This is a genomic window from Micromonospora sp. H61 (assembly GCF_018070325.1).
In the GTDB taxonomy this organism is placed as follows: Bacteria; Actinomycetota; Actinomycetes; order Mycobacteriales; family Micromonosporaceae; genus Micromonospora; species Micromonospora salmantinae.
The window spans coordinates 1-19,886 of the sequence record NZ_JAGPXY010000094.1; the positions used below are offsets into that span (position 1 = coordinate 1).

At 69.6% G+C, this 19,886-nt stretch carries 11 protein-coding genes and 1 pseudogene; 7 read left to right on the forward strand and 5 right to left on the reverse strand.

The annotated features are described in order from the left end of the window. Positions 1-384: hypothetical protein (locus KBX08_RS34155; protein WP_247670279.1), on the reverse strand; the 384-nt coding region annotated here is incomplete at its 3' end. On the opposite strand from KBX08_RS34155, the pseudogene KBX08_RS34945 reads away from it, so the two are divergent. From KBX08_RS34945 to KBX08_RS29505, 5 genes and pseudogenes are all read left to right on the forward strand, one after another. Further along, a pseudogene (locus tag KBX08_RS34945) lies at positions 313-543 on the forward strand (FtsX-like permease family protein); the annotation flags it as partial. The gene KBX08_RS34155 and the pseudogene KBX08_RS34945 sit on opposite strands and share 72 nt — an antisense overlap. A gap of 202 nt (positions 544-745) precedes the next feature. After that, complete coding sequence (locus KBX08_RS29490) at positions 746-1,240, forward strand: FtsX-like permease family protein (protein ID WP_210786678.1); 495 nt, start codon at positions 746-748, stop codon at positions 1,238-1,240. Between the two features lie 103 nt (positions 1,241-1,343). Further along, on the forward strand, positions 1,344-2,204 hold the full coding sequence (locus KBX08_RS29495; RefSeq protein WP_210786680.1) for a universal stress protein: 861 nt from the start codon (positions 1,344-1,346) through the stop codon (positions 2,202-2,204). 66 nt (positions 2,205-2,270) lie between these two features. Continuing rightward, the gene (locus KBX08_RS29500; RefSeq protein ID WP_210786696.1) at positions 2,271-4,664 is read left to right on the forward strand and encodes a phosphoketolase; all 2,394 of its coding nucleotides are present in this window, start codon (positions 2,271-2,273) and stop codon (positions 4,662-4,664) included. An 11-nt stretch (positions 4,665-4,675) separates the two neighbouring features. Further along, entirely contained in the window at positions 4,676-5,533 is an 858-nt protein-coding gene (locus tag KBX08_RS29505; RefSeq protein WP_210786682.1) for a universal stress protein, read from the forward strand. 237 nt (positions 5,534-5,770) lie between these two features. Here KBX08_RS29505 and KBX08_RS29510 read toward each other — a convergent pair whose 3' ends face one another. The 4 genes from KBX08_RS29510 to KBX08_RS29525 all read right to left on the reverse strand — a co-directional run bounded on the left by KBX08_RS29510 (position 5,771) and on the right by KBX08_RS29525 (position 18,105). Then, positions 5,771-6,184 (reverse strand): hypothetical protein, encoded by a 414-nt coding sequence (locus tag KBX08_RS29510; protein ID WP_210786684.1) that lies wholly within the window; start codon positions 6,182-6,184, stop codon positions 5,771-5,773. Positions 6,185-6,204: 20 nt separating this feature from the next. Next, positions 6,205-13,137: a polymorphic toxin-type HINT domain-containing protein gene (locus KBX08_RS29515; protein WP_210786686.1), complete on the reverse strand. Its 6,933-nt coding sequence runs from the start codon at positions 13,135-13,137 to the stop codon at positions 6,205-6,207. A 108-nt stretch (positions 13,138-13,245) separates the two neighbouring features. Further along, positions 13,246-16,968, reverse strand: a complete 3,723-nt coding sequence (locus KBX08_RS29520) for a LamG domain-containing protein (RefSeq protein ID WP_210786688.1) — start codon at positions 16,966-16,968, stop codon at positions 13,246-13,248. Positions 16,969-17,085: 117 nt separating this feature from the next. Further along, a complete protein-coding gene (locus KBX08_RS29525) occupies positions 17,086-18,105 on the reverse strand; it encodes an NAD-dependent epimerase/dehydratase family protein (RefSeq protein WP_210786690.1) in 1,020 nt (339 codons plus the stop codon). Positions 18,106-18,325: 220 nt separating this feature from the next. Between KBX08_RS29525 and KBX08_RS29530 the strand changes: the two genes are divergently transcribed. Then, entirely contained in the window at positions 18,326-19,258 is a 933-nt protein-coding gene (locus tag KBX08_RS29530; protein ID WP_210786692.1) for an ABC transporter ATP-binding protein, read from the forward strand. Next, positions 19,255-19,886, forward strand: a 632-nt coding sequence (locus KBX08_RS29535; protein ID WP_210786694.1) for an ABC transporter ATP-binding protein, incomplete at its 3' end; no start/stop codon positions are given. The genes KBX08_RS29530 and KBX08_RS29535, both read left to right, overlap by 4 nt.

Sequence of the window (19,886 nt, forward strand, 5' to 3'; positions counted from 1 at the left end):
ACGTACCCGTACGCCGGGTGGCACTATCCCGGCAGCGTCCTGGTCGAGCGCGGCGGCCTGGTCTGGGTCGACCACAGCAACATCGCCACGCTCGCCGGCAGCCAGCCCCTGTCGTACACCCTCAACCTCAAACTCGCCGACCCGGCGGCCAGCAGCACATACCCCATCGGCGACCAGCTCACCACCTGGCAGGCGATCAGCTACCTCAACGGTCGGCTGTACAGCGACGCGCAGATCGCCCTGCTCGTCGGCAGCTGGCTGCTCAACGGCCTTGCGCTGGCCGGCGTCGCCGGCATCGTCGCGGGCCGGATCATCGGCCAACGTCGCCGGGTGGGGCTGCTCAAGGCCGTCGGCGCCGGCCCGGCCATGATCGCCGCCGTCCACCTCGCCGAGTACCTCGTGATCGGGCTTGCGGCCGCCGCCGCGGGCTTGGCCGCGGGCTGGTTCGCCGCACCCGCGCTGATCCGCCCCAGCGCCGGGCTCATCGGCTCCGTCAACGCCCAGCCACCTGCGCTACGCATGGTGGTCGCCGTCGTGGTCCTTGCCCTCGCGATCGCTGTGGCGGCGACTCTGGTGCCGGTGTTGCGCGCCGCCACCACCAGCACCGTTCACGCGCTCGCCGACGCCGCAACACCACCGCGGCGTCGGCGGTGGCGCATCTGGCTGTCACGGCGGCTGCCCACCCCCCCTGCTGATCGGGGTACGCATCAACGCGCGCCGGCCGCGCCGCGCCCGGCTGGTCACCGTGAACGCCCTGATCACCACAACCACGCTCGTCGGCGTTTTCATGGTCAACAGCCAGGCGGTGCACTTCGACCTCGGCTACACCGAACTCGCCAACCCCCGGGTGGAACGGGGCGAGCAGGCCACGCTCGTGCTCACCGTCGTGCTGTGCATTCTCGCGCTCATCAACGCCGTCGTGAGCGCCTTGGGCGCGGTCCTCGACGCCCGGCAGCCACTGGCCGTCGCGCGGACGCTCGGTGCGACGCCCGCGCAGGCAGGCCTGGGGCTGGCGGTAGCGCAACTGCTTCCAGCCATACCCGGCGTCGCAGTGGGGATCCCGGCCGGCGTCGGGCTCGTTACGTTGGTCAGCACCGGCGAAGTCCAGTACCCACCCGGTTCCTCCCTGCTCGCCACCGCGCTCGGAGTCCTGCTCGCCATCGCCGCGCTCACCGCCATCCCCGCGATGGTTGCCGCACGGCGTCCGGTTGTGGACACACTCAGGTCCGCACCGACCTGACCGGCCGAGCCATCCGATCCCGCCCGCCGCCACGCTCATCCGACTACCCTCGGTCAGGGACAGCTTGGTCGTGCCGGGCGCGACGCCCGGGAGGTGATATCGGATGGCCGCACCCGCCGACGCAGCGGTGCTGGTCGGCCTCGGGTCGGAACTCGACCTCCCGGTCGTCGAACAGGCCGCGCAGGAGGCCGCCGGACACGGCCGGCCGCTGCATCTGCTGCACACCTTCGACTGGCGCGCGGCCTTCGCCGCGGACACCGTCGCCGCACCCCGCGACCAGGCCGAAGAGCTGATCACCCGCGCCGCCCAGCTCGCCCACCAGACCGAGCCGGGGCTGACCGTACGCGGGGAGATCGTCGAGAGCGCCATGCTGCCCACCCTCATCCGCCGCTCGGAGGGCACCTTCCTGCTGGCCGTCGGCGACAGCGGCATGGCGGGCAGCGGCCAGTGCGTTCCGGCCGAGACGACCGCCGTGCAGTTGGCCGCACGCGCCGGCTGCCCCCTGTTGGTGGTCCGACGTGAGCCACCGCCGCAGGGCCCGGTGCTGGTGGGCGTCGACGGCTCGCCCAGCTCCCACCTCGCCCTCCAGTGGGCCGTGCAGTGTGCGGCCCGCCGGGGCGCTCGACTGCTGGCGCTGCGGGTGGTCGAGTACGACGAGGACACCGACGCGGTCGCCGAGCAGCTCACCGAGGCACTGGCCCGGCACACCGGCCGCGACAGCACAGTGCCGACCGAGTGTCGCGTGGTACGCGGCGACCCCGCCGAGGTGCTGATCGACACCTCCCGCAACACGCAGGTGGCGCTGGTCGCCGCCCGCGGCGACGAACCGGGGCGGGCCATGCTGGGCGCGGTCGCCCAGTCCCTGCTCTACCACTCCCCGGCCCCGGTGGTAGTGGTCCGCGGCCTGGCCGAGGCGCCGCTGACCGGGCCCGACGCCCACCCGGCGCGAGACCAACGGCCCTGACCCGGGGCGTCCGCAGCGGCCAGGCTGGACACCGGACGCCCACTCCTACCCGCGAGAGGCAGCATGATGGAGACCGCTCTCGACGTGCACCGCGCCCTCACCGACGACGAGCTGCGCCGGCTGGACGCCTACTGGCGCGCCGCGAACTACCTCACCGTCGGGCAGATCTACCTGCTGGACAATCCGCTGCTGCGCGAGCCGCTGACCCCCGACGACATCAAACCCCGACTGCTCGGGCACTGGGGCACCAGCCCCGGCCTCAACCTGATCTACGCCCACCTCAACCGGGTGATCGTGGCGCGCGACCTCAACGCCATGCTGGTCACCGGCCCCGGTCACGGCGGGCCGGCCATCGTGGCCAACACCTGGCTGGAGGGCACCTGGTCGGAGCGCTACCACGACGTGGCCCGCGACGAGGCCGGGATGTCCCGACTCTTCCGCCAGTTCTCCTTCCCGGGCGGCATCCCCAGCCATGTCGCGGCGGACGTGCCGGGTTCGATCCACGAGGGCGGCGAGCTCGGGTACGCGTTGAGCCACGCCTACGGCGCCGCGTTCGACCACCCGGACCTGCTGGTGGCCTGCGTGATCGGCGACGGCGAGGCGGAGACCGGGCCGCTGGCCGGCAGTTGGCTCTCCGACGTGTTCCTCAACCCGGCGCGCGACGGCGCGGTGCTGCCCATCCTGCACCTCAACGGCTACAAGATCGCCAACCCGACAGTGCTGTCCCGGATCCCCGAGAGCGACCTGCTCGACCTCATGCGCGGATCCGGCTACCAGCCGTACGTGGTGGCCGGTGACGAGCCCGCCCGGGTGCACCGGACCCTCGCCGCGACGCTGGACCGTGTGCTGAGCGAGATCGCCGAGATCCAACGGCGGGCCCGCTCCGGAGGCGTCGTCGAACGCCCCCGCTGGCCGATGATCATTCTGCGCACGCCGAAGGGCTGGACCGGCCCGCGTGAGGTCGACGGCACCCAGGTGGAGGGCACCTACCGCGCCCACCAGGTGCCGCTGTCGAGCGTACGCGACAAGCCGGCGCACCGGGCCGAGCTGGAGCGCTGGCTGCGCAGCTACCGGCCGGAGGAGCTGTTCGACGCGACCGGCGCGCCGGTGGAGGAACTGCTGACGCTGCCGCCGCGCGGTGACCGACGGATGAGCGCCAACCCGGTCACCAACGGCGGCGTGGTGCTGCGCGACCTGACCCTGCCGGACTTCCGCGACTACGGCGTGGAGGTACCCGAACCGGGTACGCCGATCGCCGGCGCGACAGGGGTGCTCGGCCCCTGGATCCGCGATGTCATCAGCGCCAACCCGGAGACGTTCCGGCTGTTCGGCCCGGACGAGGTCGCGTCCAACCGACTGGGTGCGGCGTTCGAGGTGACCGACCGGGCCTGGGTGGCCGCCACAGTGCCCGGCGACGACCACCTCTCCCCGGACGGGCGGGTCATGGAGGTGCTCTCCGAGCACCTGTGCCAGGGCTGGCTGGAGGGCTACCTGCTGACCGGCCGGCACGGCGTGTTCACCAGCTACGAGGCGTTCATCCACATCGTCGACTCGATGCTCAACCAGCACGCCAAGTGGCTGAAGGTGACCCGGGCCATCCCCTGGCGGCAGCCGATCGCCTCGCTGAACTACCTGCTGTCCAGCCACGTCTGGCGGCAGGACCACAACGGCTTCTCCCACCAGGACCCGGGCTTCATCGACCACGTCGTCAACAAGAAGGCCGAGGTGGTGCGGGTCTATCTGCCGCCGGACGCCAACACCCTGCTCGCCACGATGGACCACTGCCTGCGCAGCCGGCACTACATCAACGTGGTGGTGGCCGGTAAGCAGGCCGCCCCGAACTGGCTGACGATGACCGAGGCGATCCAGCACACCCGGCGTGGCCTGGGCATCTGGGAGTGGGCCAGCAACGACGGCGACACCGAACCAGACGTGGTGCTCGCCTGCTGCGGAGACGTGCCCACCCTGGAGACGTTGGCCGCCGTCGAGCTGCTGCGCCAGAACCTGCCGACGTTGAAGGTGCGCCTGGTCAACGTGGTCGACCTGATGCGACTCCAGCCGGACACCGAGCATCCACACGGCCTGACCGACAACGAGTTCGACACCATCTTCACCCAGGACCGGCCGGTCATCTTCGCGTACCACGGCTATCCGTGGCTGATCCACCGACTCACCTACCGCCGCACCAACCACGAGAACCTGCACGTGCGCGGTTACAAGGAGGAGGGCACCACCACCACTCCGTTCGACATGGTGATGCTCAACGACCTGGACCGCTTCCACCTGGTCATCGACGTCATCGACCGGGTGCCCGGGCTGGCCGCCAGCGCCGCGCACCTGCGCCAACGGATGGTCGACGCCCGACAGGCGGCCCGCGACTACACCCGCCAGTACGGCGAGGACGACCCCCAGGTCGCCGAATGGCGCTGGGTCCGCGAAACCGACCCGACCACCCCCTGAAGGAGGACGACGTGCGCGACGCGGAGATCCTGGTCGGCTACGACGGCTCCACCGACGCCTCGGTAGCCCTGAACTGGGCAGTGGAGGAGGCGCGGCACAGCGGCCAGCCGGTGCGGCTGGCGTACGTCTTCGAATGGCTGACCGTGGCCAGTTGGGTCGGCCCGGGCGTGGCCCCCGGCGTGTGGCCGGACGACACCGCCCGCCGGCAGGTCGAGGACCTGGTCCGCAGGGCCGCGGCGGACGCCACCGCGGCAAACCCTGGGCTGACCATCACCGGCGAGGTGTACGACGGGCCGCCCGCGCTGGTGTTGCAGGAACGCTCGGCGGAGGCCGGGATGCTGGTGCTGGGCAGCCGGGGTCACGGCGGCTTCGGCGGCCTGCTGGCCGGGTCGACGGCGGTCTCGGTCGCGGCACACGCCCACTGCCCGGTCGTGGTGGTCCGGGACGGGGCCGACAGCGCCGCTACCGACACGTCGGGCCGCCCGGTGGCGGTCGGGGTGGACGGTTCGCAGCCTTCGCTGGTGGCGCTCGGCTTCGCGGCCGAACGGGCGGCGCAGCGGCAGCTGCCGCTGCGCGTCCTGCACGCCTGGACACCGGGCCCCGGCGGGGCGGCCGGGGTGCCCGCCGAGCGGGCCGCCGTGGAACAGGCGCTGGAGCCGTGGCGGCGAACATTCCCCGAGCTGGCGGTGACCGTCGACCTGGAGTCGACAAGCCCGGCCGCGATGCTGATCGAGGCGAGCCGGGACGCGCGGCTGGTGGTGGTCGGCAGCCGCGGCCGGGGCGGCCTCGCGGGGATGCTGCTCGGCTCGGTCAGCCAACAGGTGATCCAGCACTCCCACTGCCCGGTCGCGGTCGTCCGAGAACGCTGACCGGAGCCTCAGGCCATGAGCGTGCGGCGCCTGGTGCTGGCGCGAACTCGGGCCGAAATCCTCATCGCTCAAGATAGCCAATCCCGAGATCGGCCTCGCGGTCAGGCTTCTGCGGCTATTCGCCGAGCCAAGCGTTCATACACGGGAGCGGCAAACGCCTATTCGACATCTGCCGCTCCCACTGTCATCGGGCCGACAAACGCTCCCGAACAACCTTATTAACAAGATCAATTTCGACTAGATTAACGGTCCGTCAAGAACATCGTATTCACAGTAGAGACCGACCAGGTATTGCTTCGAGTATTCCCCTCCCTGCGCGATGTTCTGCGGCAACCATTCGTCCGGTCCGGGATCGAGGTCAACCACGCATCGCCCGGAAGAACAGTCAAGATTCAACCCATCCGACAAAACTGTGTACGAGTACTTGGCGCTCGAAACGAACTGGTACTCACTGACTCCCTTGACGATCAAGCGGACGAGTCGCCATTCGTTAGCGCTTGCGTCCATCGCCTGAATTTCAACGGAAGCGGTGCGATCACCGATCGGAACACGAGGTAGGTGCAGGCGAACTCCAGTGATAACGCCATCCTCGAAGCGAATAAACCGCTCCAGGAATGACTGGACATCGCGTTGTTCGAGCCGCGCAGACACCTAAATACCCTCCTGTGAGCTCATGGCCTCAGATTCCACCCGGGCGGAAGGTCCGGACCTGGAATATGCGGAGCACCCGCACCATGCCCACCACCGGGAGTGCCGGGCGGGTCAATGATGTGGCCATGCGGACCGCCTGTTCCATGGTCCTTGAAATCATAGTGCCCAAATGCATCGCCATCCCCATTGTAGATCGTGTTCTGCACTGGGGTTCCATCTCCGCCCGTACGGGTGTAAACGGAATTCGGCTCCCCGCCGGTCCACGGGGGCCGACCCGTTCCGGACATATGACCACCTATTGGAAGCCCATCGTCGCCGAGTGGGATCCTGGCATCGACCGGGCCATATGGTCGATCCGCCATCGACGGTGCGGGCGTGAAGCCGTCACCGCAGTTGTGAACCAGGACCGGCGTTTTGCCCGCCACCACATAGTACGTGTGGATGTCCGCGACCGTGAGGTCGTGCATCGACTTCAGGCCGGCATACGACCGGACGGCCTGGACGGTTACCGCCTTGCCATCCAGGGCCCGCAGCGACTCGCCGACCTGCACATCCGCGGCATCGATCCAGTCCTTCCGGTCCTCGCTCCAGAACGGGTGGTGCTGCGTGGTCTTGATGACGGAAGGCTCGGCGCCGGCCGCCACGACCGTCAGGTCCGTCAGGTCCGCATCCTCGTTGCGGTGGGTGCGGGTGACCTCACGAGCCGCGGTCTCGCCGGTCTCCGGGTCGGTGGCCAGGACCAGGTCGCCTTCTTGCAACTTCTCGATGGCTTCGTAACCACCGCTGGCCAGCACCACCTTCGTTCCCGGCGCGAAGCTGTGTCGTTTGACCAGGCAACTCTCGGCTGCCTTCAGGACGTTGTCGGCCCATTTCGTGTCCTCGGACCATTTCAACAGGGCCTTGCCGGCCCTGGCGATCGTGTTGGCCATCGGCTTGGCCTTGCGGAGGAACTGGAGGGCCTTGGTCGCCGGCAGCATTCCGGCGAGTGAGAAGGCGCAGGCCATCAGATCGCCGTGGATGCAGTCCAGGATGTCGTTGATGCCGAAGAAGTCGAGCAGAAGCTTTCCGCCGGCCTGGATGATGATCGAGATGGCGTTCTGCTTCTTGACTTCCTTGGCCCGCTTGATCTCCTCGTTGGTCGGGCCGCCGTTCTTGCCGCCGCCCCTGCCGCCCTTGTCGCCACCGCCGCCGTTGCCGCCACCAGCATCATGCGCGGCGTGCGCCTCTGCCCAGTCGTCGTCGCCGCAACTGCCGCCGCAACCGTCGTTGTCGCCCGCGACCTCGACGTAATTGCCGTACATGTCCTCGTAGTCGGCGCCCGGGCCGCAGGCGTCGTCCGAGCAGGACCGGAGGCCGCTCGGGTCGGAGAACGTGATCGGGCTGTTGTTGCTGTAGGCATAGGCGTTCCACTGCTGCGGATCGGCCAGGTCCTGCACCGGGTCGACCGAGATGAACCGCCCCAGACCGGTGTCGTACTGCCTGGCTCCGATGTTGGTCAGGCCGGTCGGGTCCTTGTCGCCTCCGACGAAGCCCTTGTTGTTGGTCCACTGCGGCTGGCTGCCGCGAGGATCGCCGTACGGGGTCTGGCGGCGTACGGTGACCGCCTGCGACGCCGCGTTGATGCCGGTCTGCTGGGTGCCCTGGTGGTCGGAGTAGAGCCAGGTCAGCGCGCTCGGCGTACGGTTGGCGACCATCTTGCCGGCGAAGCTGTAGTAGCGGGTGCCGGTGATGACGGAGTTGTTGTCCCGCCGGATCTCCTGGCCCGGCAGGTAGAGCGTGCTGCCGGTGGCGTCACGCCGGATCAGGCGCGCGCCGTCGGCGTCGTAGATGTTGGTCTCGACGGTCTGACCGCCGACCTTCACCGTGGCGAGCTTGCCCTCGGCGTTCCACGTGAGGGTCTGCGAGTTCGCCGCCGTCGCGCAGTTGTTCGCTGTGGTGGCCGCCGGTCGGCAGGTCATGTTGCCGACGTTGTCGTAGGCGTACTGGGTCGTGACGGCGGGTTGGCCGGGCGCCTCCGTGGCGACCGAGGTGACGGCGTGCGGCCGTACGACGTCCTTGCCGCTGGTCGGCGTCGTGTAGTCGCGCTTGGTGTCGCCCGCCGCGGTGTGCACCTTCTCCGTGCTGCGGTTGCCGACCGCGTCGAGGGTCCACTCGTGCCAGTACGGTGCCGGCCCGCCCAGGTTGGGCACGCTCGGATCCGCCGCGCAGTCGACACCCGTCTTGGGCGTCCAGGCGTTGGTCATCCGACGCAGGTCGTCGTAGCGGAAGCACTGGGTGTCCGCCGTACCGACCTGCGGGGTGTCCTTGATCCAGAGGATGTTTCCGATGGCGTCACGCTTGTAGTTGGCGTCCACCACCGTGCCGGCGCCGGTCTCCGGCTTGACCGTCATCCGGTCGACGCGCCGGGTGGTCAGGTCGTAGTAGGTGTTGTCCTCGACGTACACGCCGCCGTCGGTCTTGCGGGTGGTGAGGGTCGGCTCGCCGTACTGGGTGTACTGCTGGCCGATCACGTAACGGCCCACGTTGATCAGGTTGGTTGCCAGCTCCGTGGGCAGACCCGTCGTCGAGTCGTACTTCGTCTCCACCTTCTCGGTGGTCAGACCGCCGCCACCGGGATAGGTGATCGACGTCGGGCTGCCGTTGTACGGGGAGTATCCGTAGGCGTAGGACCAGGTGCCCGCGAGGTTCTGAGCCTCGTTGGTGGGGATGACGTAGTTCGCGCCGTCCGGCTGGTAGCGGTCGGTGAAGTCGCTCACCTGCCACTTGTAGGCGTTGGCCGATCCTGCGGACTCGTACCGGATGCTCTCGGTCAGTTGACCGCGGACCGTCTTGCCGCTGTAGAGCTTGTCGTACTTCCACTCGGCCAGCTTGTTGCCGGCCGCGACGCTGCCGGCGTAGAGGCCCTTGCGCCGCCCCATGGCGTCGTAATCGTTCACCAGGACGTTGTTGGCGGCGTCGGTGGTCCTCTCCACCTGGTCGTACTGGGTGTACGACATGGTGGTGGTGCCCTTGTCCGGGTCCTTCGCGCTGATCTGGCGACCCTTGATGTCGTACGCGTTCACCCACTCGTTTCCGCCGGTGTCCCGGACGAGGGTGAGCTGGTTCTTGCGGTTGTAGGTGTAGGTCGTGACGATGTCCGGCTTGACCTGGGTCTTGTCGGCCCGCTGCCGCAGTTCGATCGTCCGGCCCTGCACGTCGGTCTTGGTGGTGGTGACGGTGCCGCCCTCCGGCGGGGTCACCACTGTGGAATCGCCGAGGTACTCGGTCCTGGTGCGCCACTTCTCGACGAGGTTGGTGATCCCGTCGGTTCCGAAGAACACCTGGTCGGTCGTGCGGGAGGCGTTGTCGTAGACGGCCTTCGACACGGCCGGCACCGACCACTCCGGCTCCCACCAGAGCGCGCCGGCGGGCGCGCCCGGCTCGGCATGCGCCTGGTAGGTGGTCACGGCCCGACCGGTCGCGTCGTAGAGCGTGTCGGTGACCACCCGGTCGCCGCCGACCCCGGCAATCTGTGTCTGGCGGGGCCGCAGGAAGGCGTCCTTGATGTCGTACGAGGTCAGGTAGCCGCCGCCGGCGTTGAGCACCCGACTTCTGGTGTACGGGTAGGCGTCCCGGTTGGGCGCGTACGAGTAGGTGTAGTCGACCGACGGGCTGGTCGGGTGGGCGGTGCGCGGCCAGCCGACCGCCCAGCCCTTGGCGAGGCGACCCATCGGGTCGTACTCCATGTCGGTGAGCCGACCGTTGTAGTCCTTGGTCTGGATCGGCTGACCCCAGTAGGGCCGCGTCTCGATGGTGTTGACCCAGTCGACGCTGCCGCCGTTCGGATCCGGGGTCTTGGTGGTCACCGTCATGACCGGCCCACCGGTCGCAGGGGTGTACGCCGTCGTCACCGTACGGCCACGCGCGTCGGTGGCGGTCTTCGGCCGCCCGTACACGTCGAAGGTGGCCTGGCTCAGGGTCTGCCAGACGGTGCCACCGCCGACCGACCAGTCCTGGAGCCGGTCGATCCGGGTGACCTCACCCCGGCTCGGTGGGGTGTCGACGCTCGTCGCGCCGTCGTAGAACTTGCGCTCGTCGGCGACGATGTCGTCCTGGCTGGCCGGCGCGGTGGCGCAGGGCACCGCCTTGACGGTGATCTGCTTGACCGTCTGGATCAGGTTGGCACCGGTGTTGCGGTTGTAGAGATAGGTGGTGCACGTCTCGTCGCCGGTCTTGGCCACGTCACCGTCGGACTGGATCGTCTTCGTGCTGCCGTAGGTGCCGTCGAAATTCGACACGCTGCGTGACGTCCGCCAGCCGGAGGCGCCGTTGACTCCGAGCGCCACGGCGTTGTAGGTGATCGCCGTGTTGACGTACCGGGCGGTGACCGTGTCCTTGTTGATGGTGCGGGTCGCTGTCGCATCCGAACGCCACGGCACATTGACCGTCTTGCTGACCGGCTTGGTCTTGGTGCCGTTGTAGACGACCTGCTCGCGGACCATGCCGGCGAACTGGTCCTCGTCGTACACCGTCTCACCGCCGAGCGAGGCGCCCACCGTGACGGTGCGGGTGTCACCGTTCGCGTTCAGCCGGTCACCGTGCATGCCCCGCAGGAAGGTCGTCTCGGTCAGGGTCTGCGCCGGAGCGTCGCCCTTGCGTACCTGCACCTGGCCGTAGCCGCGGAACTGGTTCCACGTCTTGCGTTTCGGCTTGACCAGGCCGTTGTCGTCGGCGTAGTGCCAGGCCGGGTTGCCGATGTAGTCGTAGTACGTGTTCTGCACCGGCTGGCCGTGGTCGGTGCCGCCGACCTTGACCATGATGTCGGACTCGGAGACCTGTGTGACGACGTACTTGTGCCAGTACTCGGTGAGTTCCTTACCCGGTTCGTACGGGTCCGGTCCGACCACCGGGTAGCAGAGGCGGGTGTTGTTCTCCGGGGAGGACGGCAGGCTGCTGCTCTTGCAGTCCTCCTGGCTGTACGTGACCTGGATCTTCCCACCGGTCTCGGTGATGATGTTGCCGATCCGCATCCGGTTGTTGCTGGTGTTGTTCTTGCTCAACACCCGGTTCCGCTTCGAGATCGGCTCGAAGGTCACCGGCGGCATGACCTCCGTGCCCCCGACCAGGCCCTTGTGCACCAACGAGTCCAGCCACATCCCGGCGTGGTCGCTGCCGTCACCGACCGAAGGGTAGGTGTGGCCCAACGTCCAGGAGTCGACCGGCTGCCAGTCGTCGGGCGTCTTGGTGGTGTCCCAGACCTTCGTGGTGACCGCCGACAGCCGCTTGGTGGTCCAGAACGTCGGGCCGTAGTTCTCCTTGCAGTCCGCCGCCGCCGCCGTGCACTCCTGGTCCCAGGGAACGTCCTTCCAGTTGCCCCGGTTCGTGCAGTCGACGGTGCAGCGGTTCGCGATGTCGAGGACGACCTGGGCCAGCGGCTGGACCGAGCGATCGGTGCTGCCACGGTCCCAGGTGCCGTAGTCGATCCGCCGCAGCGAACCGCCCCGGGTGTAGAGCGCCTTGTTGGTGGACGTGGCGTTCTTGGCGTAGTAGTTGTCCTCTTTCTCGTACCAGTACGACAGCGTGTTGCCACGGGGGTCGACGACGTAGTCGAGGTTCCACCGCCAGGTCTGGTTGCAGAACGACGAGGCGAACGTGCCCGCGTTGCACGGCTCGTTGGTGTGGTTGCCGGCGACGGGGACGTTCCACGCGGAGTTCGTCGTGGTGCTCTGCCCCGGCAGGCTGTTGAGGCCGAAGAAGTACTGCATGCCGTCGGGCGTCGTCACCTTCCAGTGTTCGCCGTCGTCATCGCCGTTGGCGGCACTGAGCTTCTTCTCGATCTTCGAGCCGTCCTCGTTGCGGCTGTGCCAGCCCTTGCCGGTTTCGAAGATCAGCTCCCCGCCCCGGCCGTTCAGCGACATGGTGGCGTTGTCCGACCGCCAGCACTGGTCGCCGGTACGGTTGGTGCTGTTGTTTCCGCCGCTCATGTCGTCGGCGCACGGCACGTAGCTGCGCTCGATGTAGCCGGACCAGAGGCTGAAGCCCTCGCCGGCCCAGGACGGCTGACTGTTTGACGCGTCGGACTGTCCGTCGACGGCGTCGGAGGTGTAGGAGAGGCCGAGGCTGGGTGCCGGGCCGCCGATCGCCGGCGGCATCCGCATCGGGTACGACCAGGAGAAACCACCGGTCGACGTGCCCGCCGACCAGGTGGCGCTGGCCGCCATCGGCGTGGCGGAGAAGTCACCCTCCGGACCCGAACTGCCCGCGGCGAGCGCGACCAGTGTGGACGCCGCCCCGGTGGAACGCGCCGTCGAGGCGCCGGCGGTGACCGGCACCTCGGCGCTGACCGAGCCACCGTCGTTGTGGGACACCAACGGCGTGGCGGCACAGTCGGCCCGCTCCGGGGTGCGCAGTCCACACTCCGGCACCTGGAACAGCCGCAACCGGGATGCCCAGTCGCCGCCGAAGGCGTCCCGGAAGCTCCGGTAGTCCACCGAGACGGTGGCCGCACCCGGCTGACCGAGGGCTGCGGACGAGGTGGTCGCCGAGCCCTGACCGGCCTCGTCGACCCGCAGCATCAACCCGTCGCGCCACCGCGCCGGCACCGTCGCCCGGTTGAGCAGCTCGACCGAGACCGCAGAGGTCCGGGCACCCGCCGCACCGGCCGCCCGGGTGACCGACAGCGGCAGCGCACCGACCCGTACCGCCGCCGGCGCAGACCGGCGCTGCCCAGTCGGGGCCTCCGCCGGGAGCGTCACCGTGGCCTTGCCCGGCTTCGGCCACACCGGCGCGGCCGGCTTCGCGCTCGGCACCTGCCGGGTGGGCCATGCCTGACCGTCGGCCGTGGCGCCGTCCTTGTCGAGCTTCTCCCGTTGACCGGTCTGGGGCTTGGGGCTGGTCGGCGCGGCCTGCGCCGGGACCGACAGCCCGGTGACGACGAGCGCCCCACTGAGGATCCCTGCCACGATCGCGTGCATCCGATTATGCGGCTTATATGTCACTTTGGCCAGTTTTTTGGGGTAGCGAGTCACCATGCCTCCACTCACGAGGTGTCGTGCTGCGGGTAGCTGAGGGGTACGAGAGCGTCAGTCCTCGGGTGCTTCCACCGACTCCGGTGACTCCGCGTCGAAGAGCGTCTTGACCGCCACGTCGGTCAGCGCCCCCTGATAGAGGCCGAGCTTGTCGATGTCGCCCTGCCAGAGGTCGCCCCACCGCGGCGTCCCGCCCACCGGGGTGAAGCGGGCCGCACCGACGACGAGCGGACCGGTCGCGTTGAAGGCACCGGTGAAGGCGCCGCTGCCGTAGCCCTTGATGCCCTCCTGCTTTCCGTTGACGTAGAGCCGGACCTCGCGCCGGGACGCGTCGTAGACGGCGACCAGATGCGTCCACCTGGCCCGGTCGTCCTCCGTTATGACCCGCGACGACATCGGGACCTCGACGGTCTGGCCCGAGATGACGTCGTCGTCGACACCGAAGACGCTGAGACACCACCGGTATTCGGTCGTGCTGCCCACCGTGAAGGCCCGCTGGCCGAGGTAGAAGGCCGACTGTTGACTGCCGGCCTGGCTGACGGCGGTCATCGTGCCCAACGCCTCCGCGTCGGGTCGCACCCAGACCGACACGCTGAAGGACTGATCGGTCCGCAGCACGCGGCCGTCCTGCCAGACCGGGTTCTGCGGCTCGGCGAGATTGTCCTGTGAGCGCCCGTACTCCACGGTCTGCTGGGCGGGATCCTCGATGCCCTGCCGGTCCAGCGCCAGGAACTTGTCATCGGACAGCGAGCCGAAGTCGACGCCCTGGGTCAGCGCCAGTCGGCGGCCGAACTGGCCGTCCTCCGGCGCGCTGCACAGCGTGGGGTCGGACGACTCCTCGTAGCAGGCCATGCCGTTGGCGAAGCTCCAGTCACCCACCTTGATCGCCGCGAGCATCCCGGGCTCGTCGAAGCCACCGGAATCCGGGTCCTCGGCGAGCTGACCGATGAAGTCGTGCGCGACCAGCACCCGGTCATAGACCTGCACGTCGGCCAGGTTGCCCTTGAACCAGTTGATCGGAGAGCCCGCCCACCCGCGGCCGACGGTGAAGATGCCGCCCGCGCTCCAGGCCGTCGCGGTCCGGTCCACCTCGCCGGTGAGCGTGCCGTTGACGTACAGCCGGACCTTTCCGGCGGTCTTGTCATAGACGCCGGCGAGGTGCGTCCACCGACCGACGTCCGCGGCGGTCAGGGCGGTACTGACAGCGGGTCGGCTGGTGCTGGTGGTCAGGTCGGTGTCCTTCATCATGAACGACCAGCGGGGCGTCGCCGGGGAGCCCTCCAGTCGGGTCCCCAACTGGAACCCCGTGGTGCTGGTGCCCGCCTGCGCGGCGACGACCATGTCGCTCGTGGTCGGCAGCGCCCCCAGTCGCACCCAACCCGCCACGCTGAACGACCTGGTGGTGTCCAGCACCGGTCCGGCCGTCGCCAGGGCCGACGAGGTGCCGTTGAACGAGGCGGTCTCGCCACGGATCATCCGTAGGTCCCCCGTCCACGAGACGCTCCCCGAGGACAACGGGGTGCGGCCCGACGGCGGGGACTGCTGCATGTCGTCGAGCGCGTTCGCCGCCGTGACGCCGGGGTACGTCTCCAGACCCCAGCGGGCGACAGCCGGCGCCGCACGCGCGGCGGTGAACTCCAGCGAGCCATGCCCGACGTTGCCGGCACCGTCGGTGGCCGAGACGTAGAGGGTGTTCAAACCGTACTTCGGCACCACGAGCGAGACGACCGCCTGCATCACGCGGATCGGGGCGTTCGGTGGCACGTTCACAAGGCCGCTGGTCGCCGCGAGCTGCGTGGTGGCCGGGCTGGCCCAGCCGTACGCGACCTTCGTCACCGTGAGGTCGGTGGACCGGATCGTGAAGTTGGCCGTGCTGCCCGGCACCGTCGATCCGCCGCTCAGCACGGCGGTCACCGGTGGGACCTTGGTGTCCGCCAGGAAGGTGCACCAGTCGGACCAGACGCTGGTCTGGCTGTACGGCGCGGGGTCGGTGGCCTTGGCACGGAACGCGTACTTGACGCCCTCCCCGGCCGTCACCGCGGCCGTGGTCGAGCGCCCTCCGGCGGGGACCGACGCCCCGGCGGGAGCGGCCCGGCGGGGCGTCGAGGCGTCGATCAGACCGTTGGCGGGCACCTGGACCCACTCGTACCCCGTCGTCAGCGCCTGCGTGCCGTCGGCGTCCGGGAAGATCGCGGAGAAGGTCGGCTTCAGCGTGCCGATGACGAGCGTCGTGTTGGCCGGGCAGGCCACACCCGCGATCTGCAGGTTGTTCGGCTTGCCGGGGATCGAGTCGAAGTCGACCACCAGCTTGGCGTTGCCAGGAAAGAACTTCTTGTACCGGTCGGTGGTGCTCTCACCCGAGCCGTCGGTGGCGCTACAGGCGCAGAAACCGAAGGTGATGTTTGTGGCGCTGCTCGTCGCGGACGACTGGATCACGCTGGTCACCGCGGACCCGGTGAAGTTGACGGTCATGTCGGGTTGCGGGGAGTCGGAACACCCGGAGCCCTCGTTGGCGTGCGAACTGGCCGAGGACTTCAGGCCGATCAACTTCGGTGCCCACTTCGTGCGCGGCGTCGAGGCGATGACCCCCGAGTGGTAGAGGTAGGTCGGGGTGTTGCCGCAGGACCAGGAGTGGTCCAGCTTCATCTGCACGTACGCCGACTCGATGTGCTTACCCCGGACAGTGGTCAACGGGAAGTCGAAGTAGGACCGGTACAGTTTTCCCGAATCCGGGTCTCTGCCCACCCGGGCGACCGAGGTGTCGGTGTTGTTGCTGTTGTTGTTCGTCGAGTACGCCCAGCGTGACTTGCCGGTGGACCAGGCGGGGTCGATGTAGACCGGGAAGGTGGCGTTCCCCGGTGCGAGCAACGTGGTGTCCGGACGCAGCAGCAGGTCCCCGTCGGCGACCTCGACAGCGACGGCGGCGGTCCGTGCCGCGTCACCGGGCGCCGCCGCTGACGACGGCCCACCACCGGAGCCCGAATCCGCCGCCGAGGTCTGCGCCGAGCGGCTGCCCGCCGGCCCGGTAGCGGAACGGGAGTCCCACATGACGGCGTTCTCCGCGGCGGCGAGGACCTCGCCGTCCGCCATGGCGGACAGGTTGCCGTCGCGCCCTCGTACCACCCGCGCGTCTCCACCCAGGTCGAAGCGGAGTTCGCGCAGGCGCGGATCCGCTGCCGCCTCGGGGGTCTTGACCACGAAGACGTGCGTGAAGCCCGTCCGGGTGGCGCGCAGCACGAGGTCCGTGCCCGGCAGCACCTCCACGTAGGTCGCGGCGTCGCCGGACACCGACGGGCGCGGAAGGCCGCCGGGCCACGACAGGGAGAACGACCTGCCCTGCCGGGACAGGATCACCGCCGGGGCGGCTCCTCCGGCGGAGAAGCGCACGTCCGCGACCGACGCGGCGGGCCGCCAGCCACCCGAATCCTCGATGAGCGTGAGGTCCACGTCAGCCCAGGAGCCGTTGGGTCGGTGCACACGCTGCGGCTGTACCGCCATTTCGGCGGTGAAGTCACCCGACGGATTCGCGAAGACCTGGGTCAGCTCGGTTCGGGCCGACGCCACCTCCACCCGCTGGCCCGAGCGGCGCGCCGCAACCGCGGCGGACCCCGCGTCGGCCGCCTCGGAGACCCGGGTGGGCGGCTGTGCCGCGGCGGGCGGTGCCGCCTGCGCTGGCACCGCGAGGCTCGACGCGCCGAGCAGCGCGACCACGGCACCAACAACCGGTCGAGATTGTCTGGAAAGGAACGCAGGCAGCAGCCAGCGGCTAGCAGTCATCAAAAATCCCCCGTGGCAATGAGAACTAGTCGGCCGAACTGTAGGGATGCCGCACATGTTTGTCTATGCCGTTGACCATGCGTTATGGCAAATGGGACGAGAGCCCTTAATGATCACTCAATCTGCACCCGGCGTCACCGATTCCTGGGCGGCGAGCACCGCCGCCTCCCGGGTCGGGTCCAGCCCGATGGAGCTGCGCTGCGGTCGTCCGGCGCGCGGCGGAACCGCACCGACCTCGCGCAGCCAGCGCCAGGTGTCGCCGACGGTCTCGGCCACCGGCCGACAGGTCAACCCGGCGGCCAGGGCGCGGGTCACGTCCTGCTCCAGCAGGCCCCGGTACGGGTGGCCGCGCGGCAGCCAGATCGGCAGGTCGCTCCACGGCTGCACCCCGGCGGCGAGAATCGACGCCGGATCGGTCCAGCGGAGCCGGGCGTCGGACCCGGTGGCGGCCACGCACGCGTGCAGCAGCTCGCCCATCGTGGTCTGCGCCGGAGGACCGACCGCGTTGAACGTGCCGCCCACCTTCCGGGCGCCCGCGTCGAGCATCCACCCTGCCAGGTCGCGGACGTCGACGTACTGCACCGGCAGGTCGGCCGGCGCGGGGGCGAGCACGTCCCCGCCCCGCTCGATGCGCCGCAGCCACCAGGGCAGCCGACCGATGTCCTCGCCCGGGCCCAGGATCAGGCCGGCCCGGGCGACCAGCGCACGCTGATCGAACACCTCCCGCACGGCACGCTCGGCACCGGCCTTGAGCTGCGGGTAGTCGCCGTCGACGGCGCCCGGGTCGGCGTCCACCACCGGGGAGTCCTCATGCAACCCCGCCGCGGCATGGTCGGTGTAGACCGAGCCGCTGGACACGTACACGTAGTGGCCGACCGAGTCGACCAGGGCGCGGGCGGCGTCGCCGGCGGCCCGCGGCGCACCGTCCCAGGTGTCCACCGCGACGTCCCACTCACCGCCGGCCAGCGCGGCCAGGCCGTCCGGCGCGGTGCGGTCACCCCGCAACCGGTGTACGCCGGACGGCACCGTGCCGTGCAGCCCTCGGTTGAACACCGTCACCGACCAGCCGCGGCGCACCGCCTCGGTGACCGTCGCCCCGCCCACGAAGCCCGTACCGCCCAGCACCAGCAGTCTCATGCGCGCCACCCTGCCGGCACCGGCCGGCGAAGGGCACCCCTGTTCACCGGCAGCGGATCTGCCAGTGGCAGAACCGGACGCTGGGCGGGAGGGTGCGGGCGTTCACGCTCACGCGGACCCCGTCCAGAATGCAGGAAAGCCACCCCGGGCATGGTCAACGGAGGCGCCGATTGCGAAACTGCTTCAATCTGCGTCAGCACAACCCCGGACGGAGCAGGGAATGTCCAGCACACCGCTGTCCCTGCCGCAGCCATCCGCGCGGGCACCCGAGTTCGGCCGGGACGCTCTCATCGTCTGCGAGAACCTGGTGCGGATCTACCAGACCGGTTCGATCGAGGTGCAGGCACTGCAGGGCCTGGACCTGGCCGTGCAGAGCGGTGAGCTGGTCGCCGTCGTCGGTGCCTCCGGGTCGGGCAAGTCGACACTGCTCTCCATCCTGGCCGGCATCGACGCCCCCACCGCCGGGCGGGTCCGGGTCGACCGGTGGAACCTGCTGGCGATGTCCCGCGCGGACCGGGTGGACTACCGGCGGCACACCGTCGGGTTCGTACGGCAGCAGACGGCGAGCAACCTGATCCCTTACCTGACCGCACGGGAGATGGTGGACCTGCCGATGACGGCTGCCCGTACCGGCAAGCAGGAACGCCGGGAGCGCGCGGCCGAGCTGCTGGACAGCCTCGGTGTCGCCGACTGCGCCGACCGCCGCCCCGGGCAACTCTCCGGAGGGCAGCAGATGCGGGTCGCGATCGCTGTGGCGCTGGCCAACCAGCCGCGGGTCCTGCTCGCCGACGAGCCGACCGGCGAGCTGGACGCCGCCACGTCCGCGGAGGTCTTCGGTGTGCTGCGGGACGTCAACCGGCGCTACGGCGTCACAGTCGTCGTGGTGACCCACGATCCGGAGGTCAGCGGCCAGGTCGAACGGACCGTCGCGATCCGGGACGGGCGCACCAGCAGCGAGGTGCTGCGCCGCACCACCACCGACGCGGAGGGCGACACCCACCTGATCGCCGAGGAGTACGCCGTGATGGACCGGGCCGGGCGGGTCCAGGTGCCCCGCGAGTTCCGCCAGGCGCTCGCGCTGACCCGACGGGTCCGGCTGGCCCTGGAACCCGACCACATCACGATCCACCCCGACTCGGAAAGCGGCGAATGAGCAGCGAGCCACTGCTGAGTGTGCGCGGCGTACACCGGCGCTTCCGCACCGGGCCGACCGTCGTGCACGCCCTGAACGGCGTGTCGTTCGACGTGGCCGCCGGTTCGATGGTGGCGCTCGTCGGCCGGTCCGGCTCGGGCAAGACCACCCTGCTCAACGTCATCGGCGGCCTGGACCGCCCGGACGCCGGCACCGTGCACGTCGACGGCACCGACGTCACATCGCTCGACGAGGATGGCCTGTCCCGGCTGCGGCGCGAGAAGGTGTCGTACGTCTTCCAGAGCTTCGGGTTGATCCCGGTGCTGTCGGCCGCGGAGAACGTCGCGGCCCCGCTGCGGATGGCCCGCGTCGCCCCCACCGAGCGCGAGCGGCGGGTCGAGTTGCTGCTGGAGCTGATCGGCCTGGCCGACCACGCCCGGCAGCGGCCGGCCGAGCTGTCCGGCGGCCAGCAGCAGCGGGTGGCGATCGCCCGCGCGCTGGCCGCCTCACCCCAGCTTCTGCTCGCCGACGAGCCCACCGGGCAACTGGACGCCGAGACAGGCCTGTCGGTGATGGCCCTGCTACGCGGGATAGTGGAGTCCGAGGGCGTCACCGTACTGGTGTCGACGCACGACGCGGTGATGATGGC

What these genes read in the sequence shown, in the direction of transcription:
- KBX08_RS29495 (WP_210786680.1), top strand. Translation starts at nt 1,344, where the DNA reads ATGGCCGCACCCGCCGACGCAGCGGTGCTGGTCGGCCTCGGGTCGGAA.
- KBX08_RS29500 (WP_210786696.1), top strand. Translation starts at nt 2,271, where the DNA reads ATGGAGACCGCTCTCGACGTGCACCGCGCCCTCACCGACGACGAGCTG.
- KBX08_RS29515 (WP_210786686.1), bottom strand. Translation starts at nt 13,137, where the DNA reads ATGCACGCGATCGTGGCAGGGATCCTCAGTGGGGCGCTCGTCGTCACC.
- KBX08_RS29520 (WP_210786688.1), bottom strand. Translation starts at nt 16,968, where the DNA reads ATGACTGCTAGCCGCTGGCTGCTGCCTGCGTTCCTTTCCAGACAATCT.
- KBX08_RS29525 (WP_210786690.1), bottom strand. Translation starts at nt 18,105, where the DNA reads ATGAGACTGCTGGTGCTGGGCGGTACGGGCTTCGTGGGCGGGGCGACG.
- KBX08_RS29530 (WP_210786692.1), top strand. Translation starts at nt 18,326, where the DNA reads ATGTCCAGCACACCGCTGTCCCTGCCGCAGCCATCCGCGCGGGCACCC.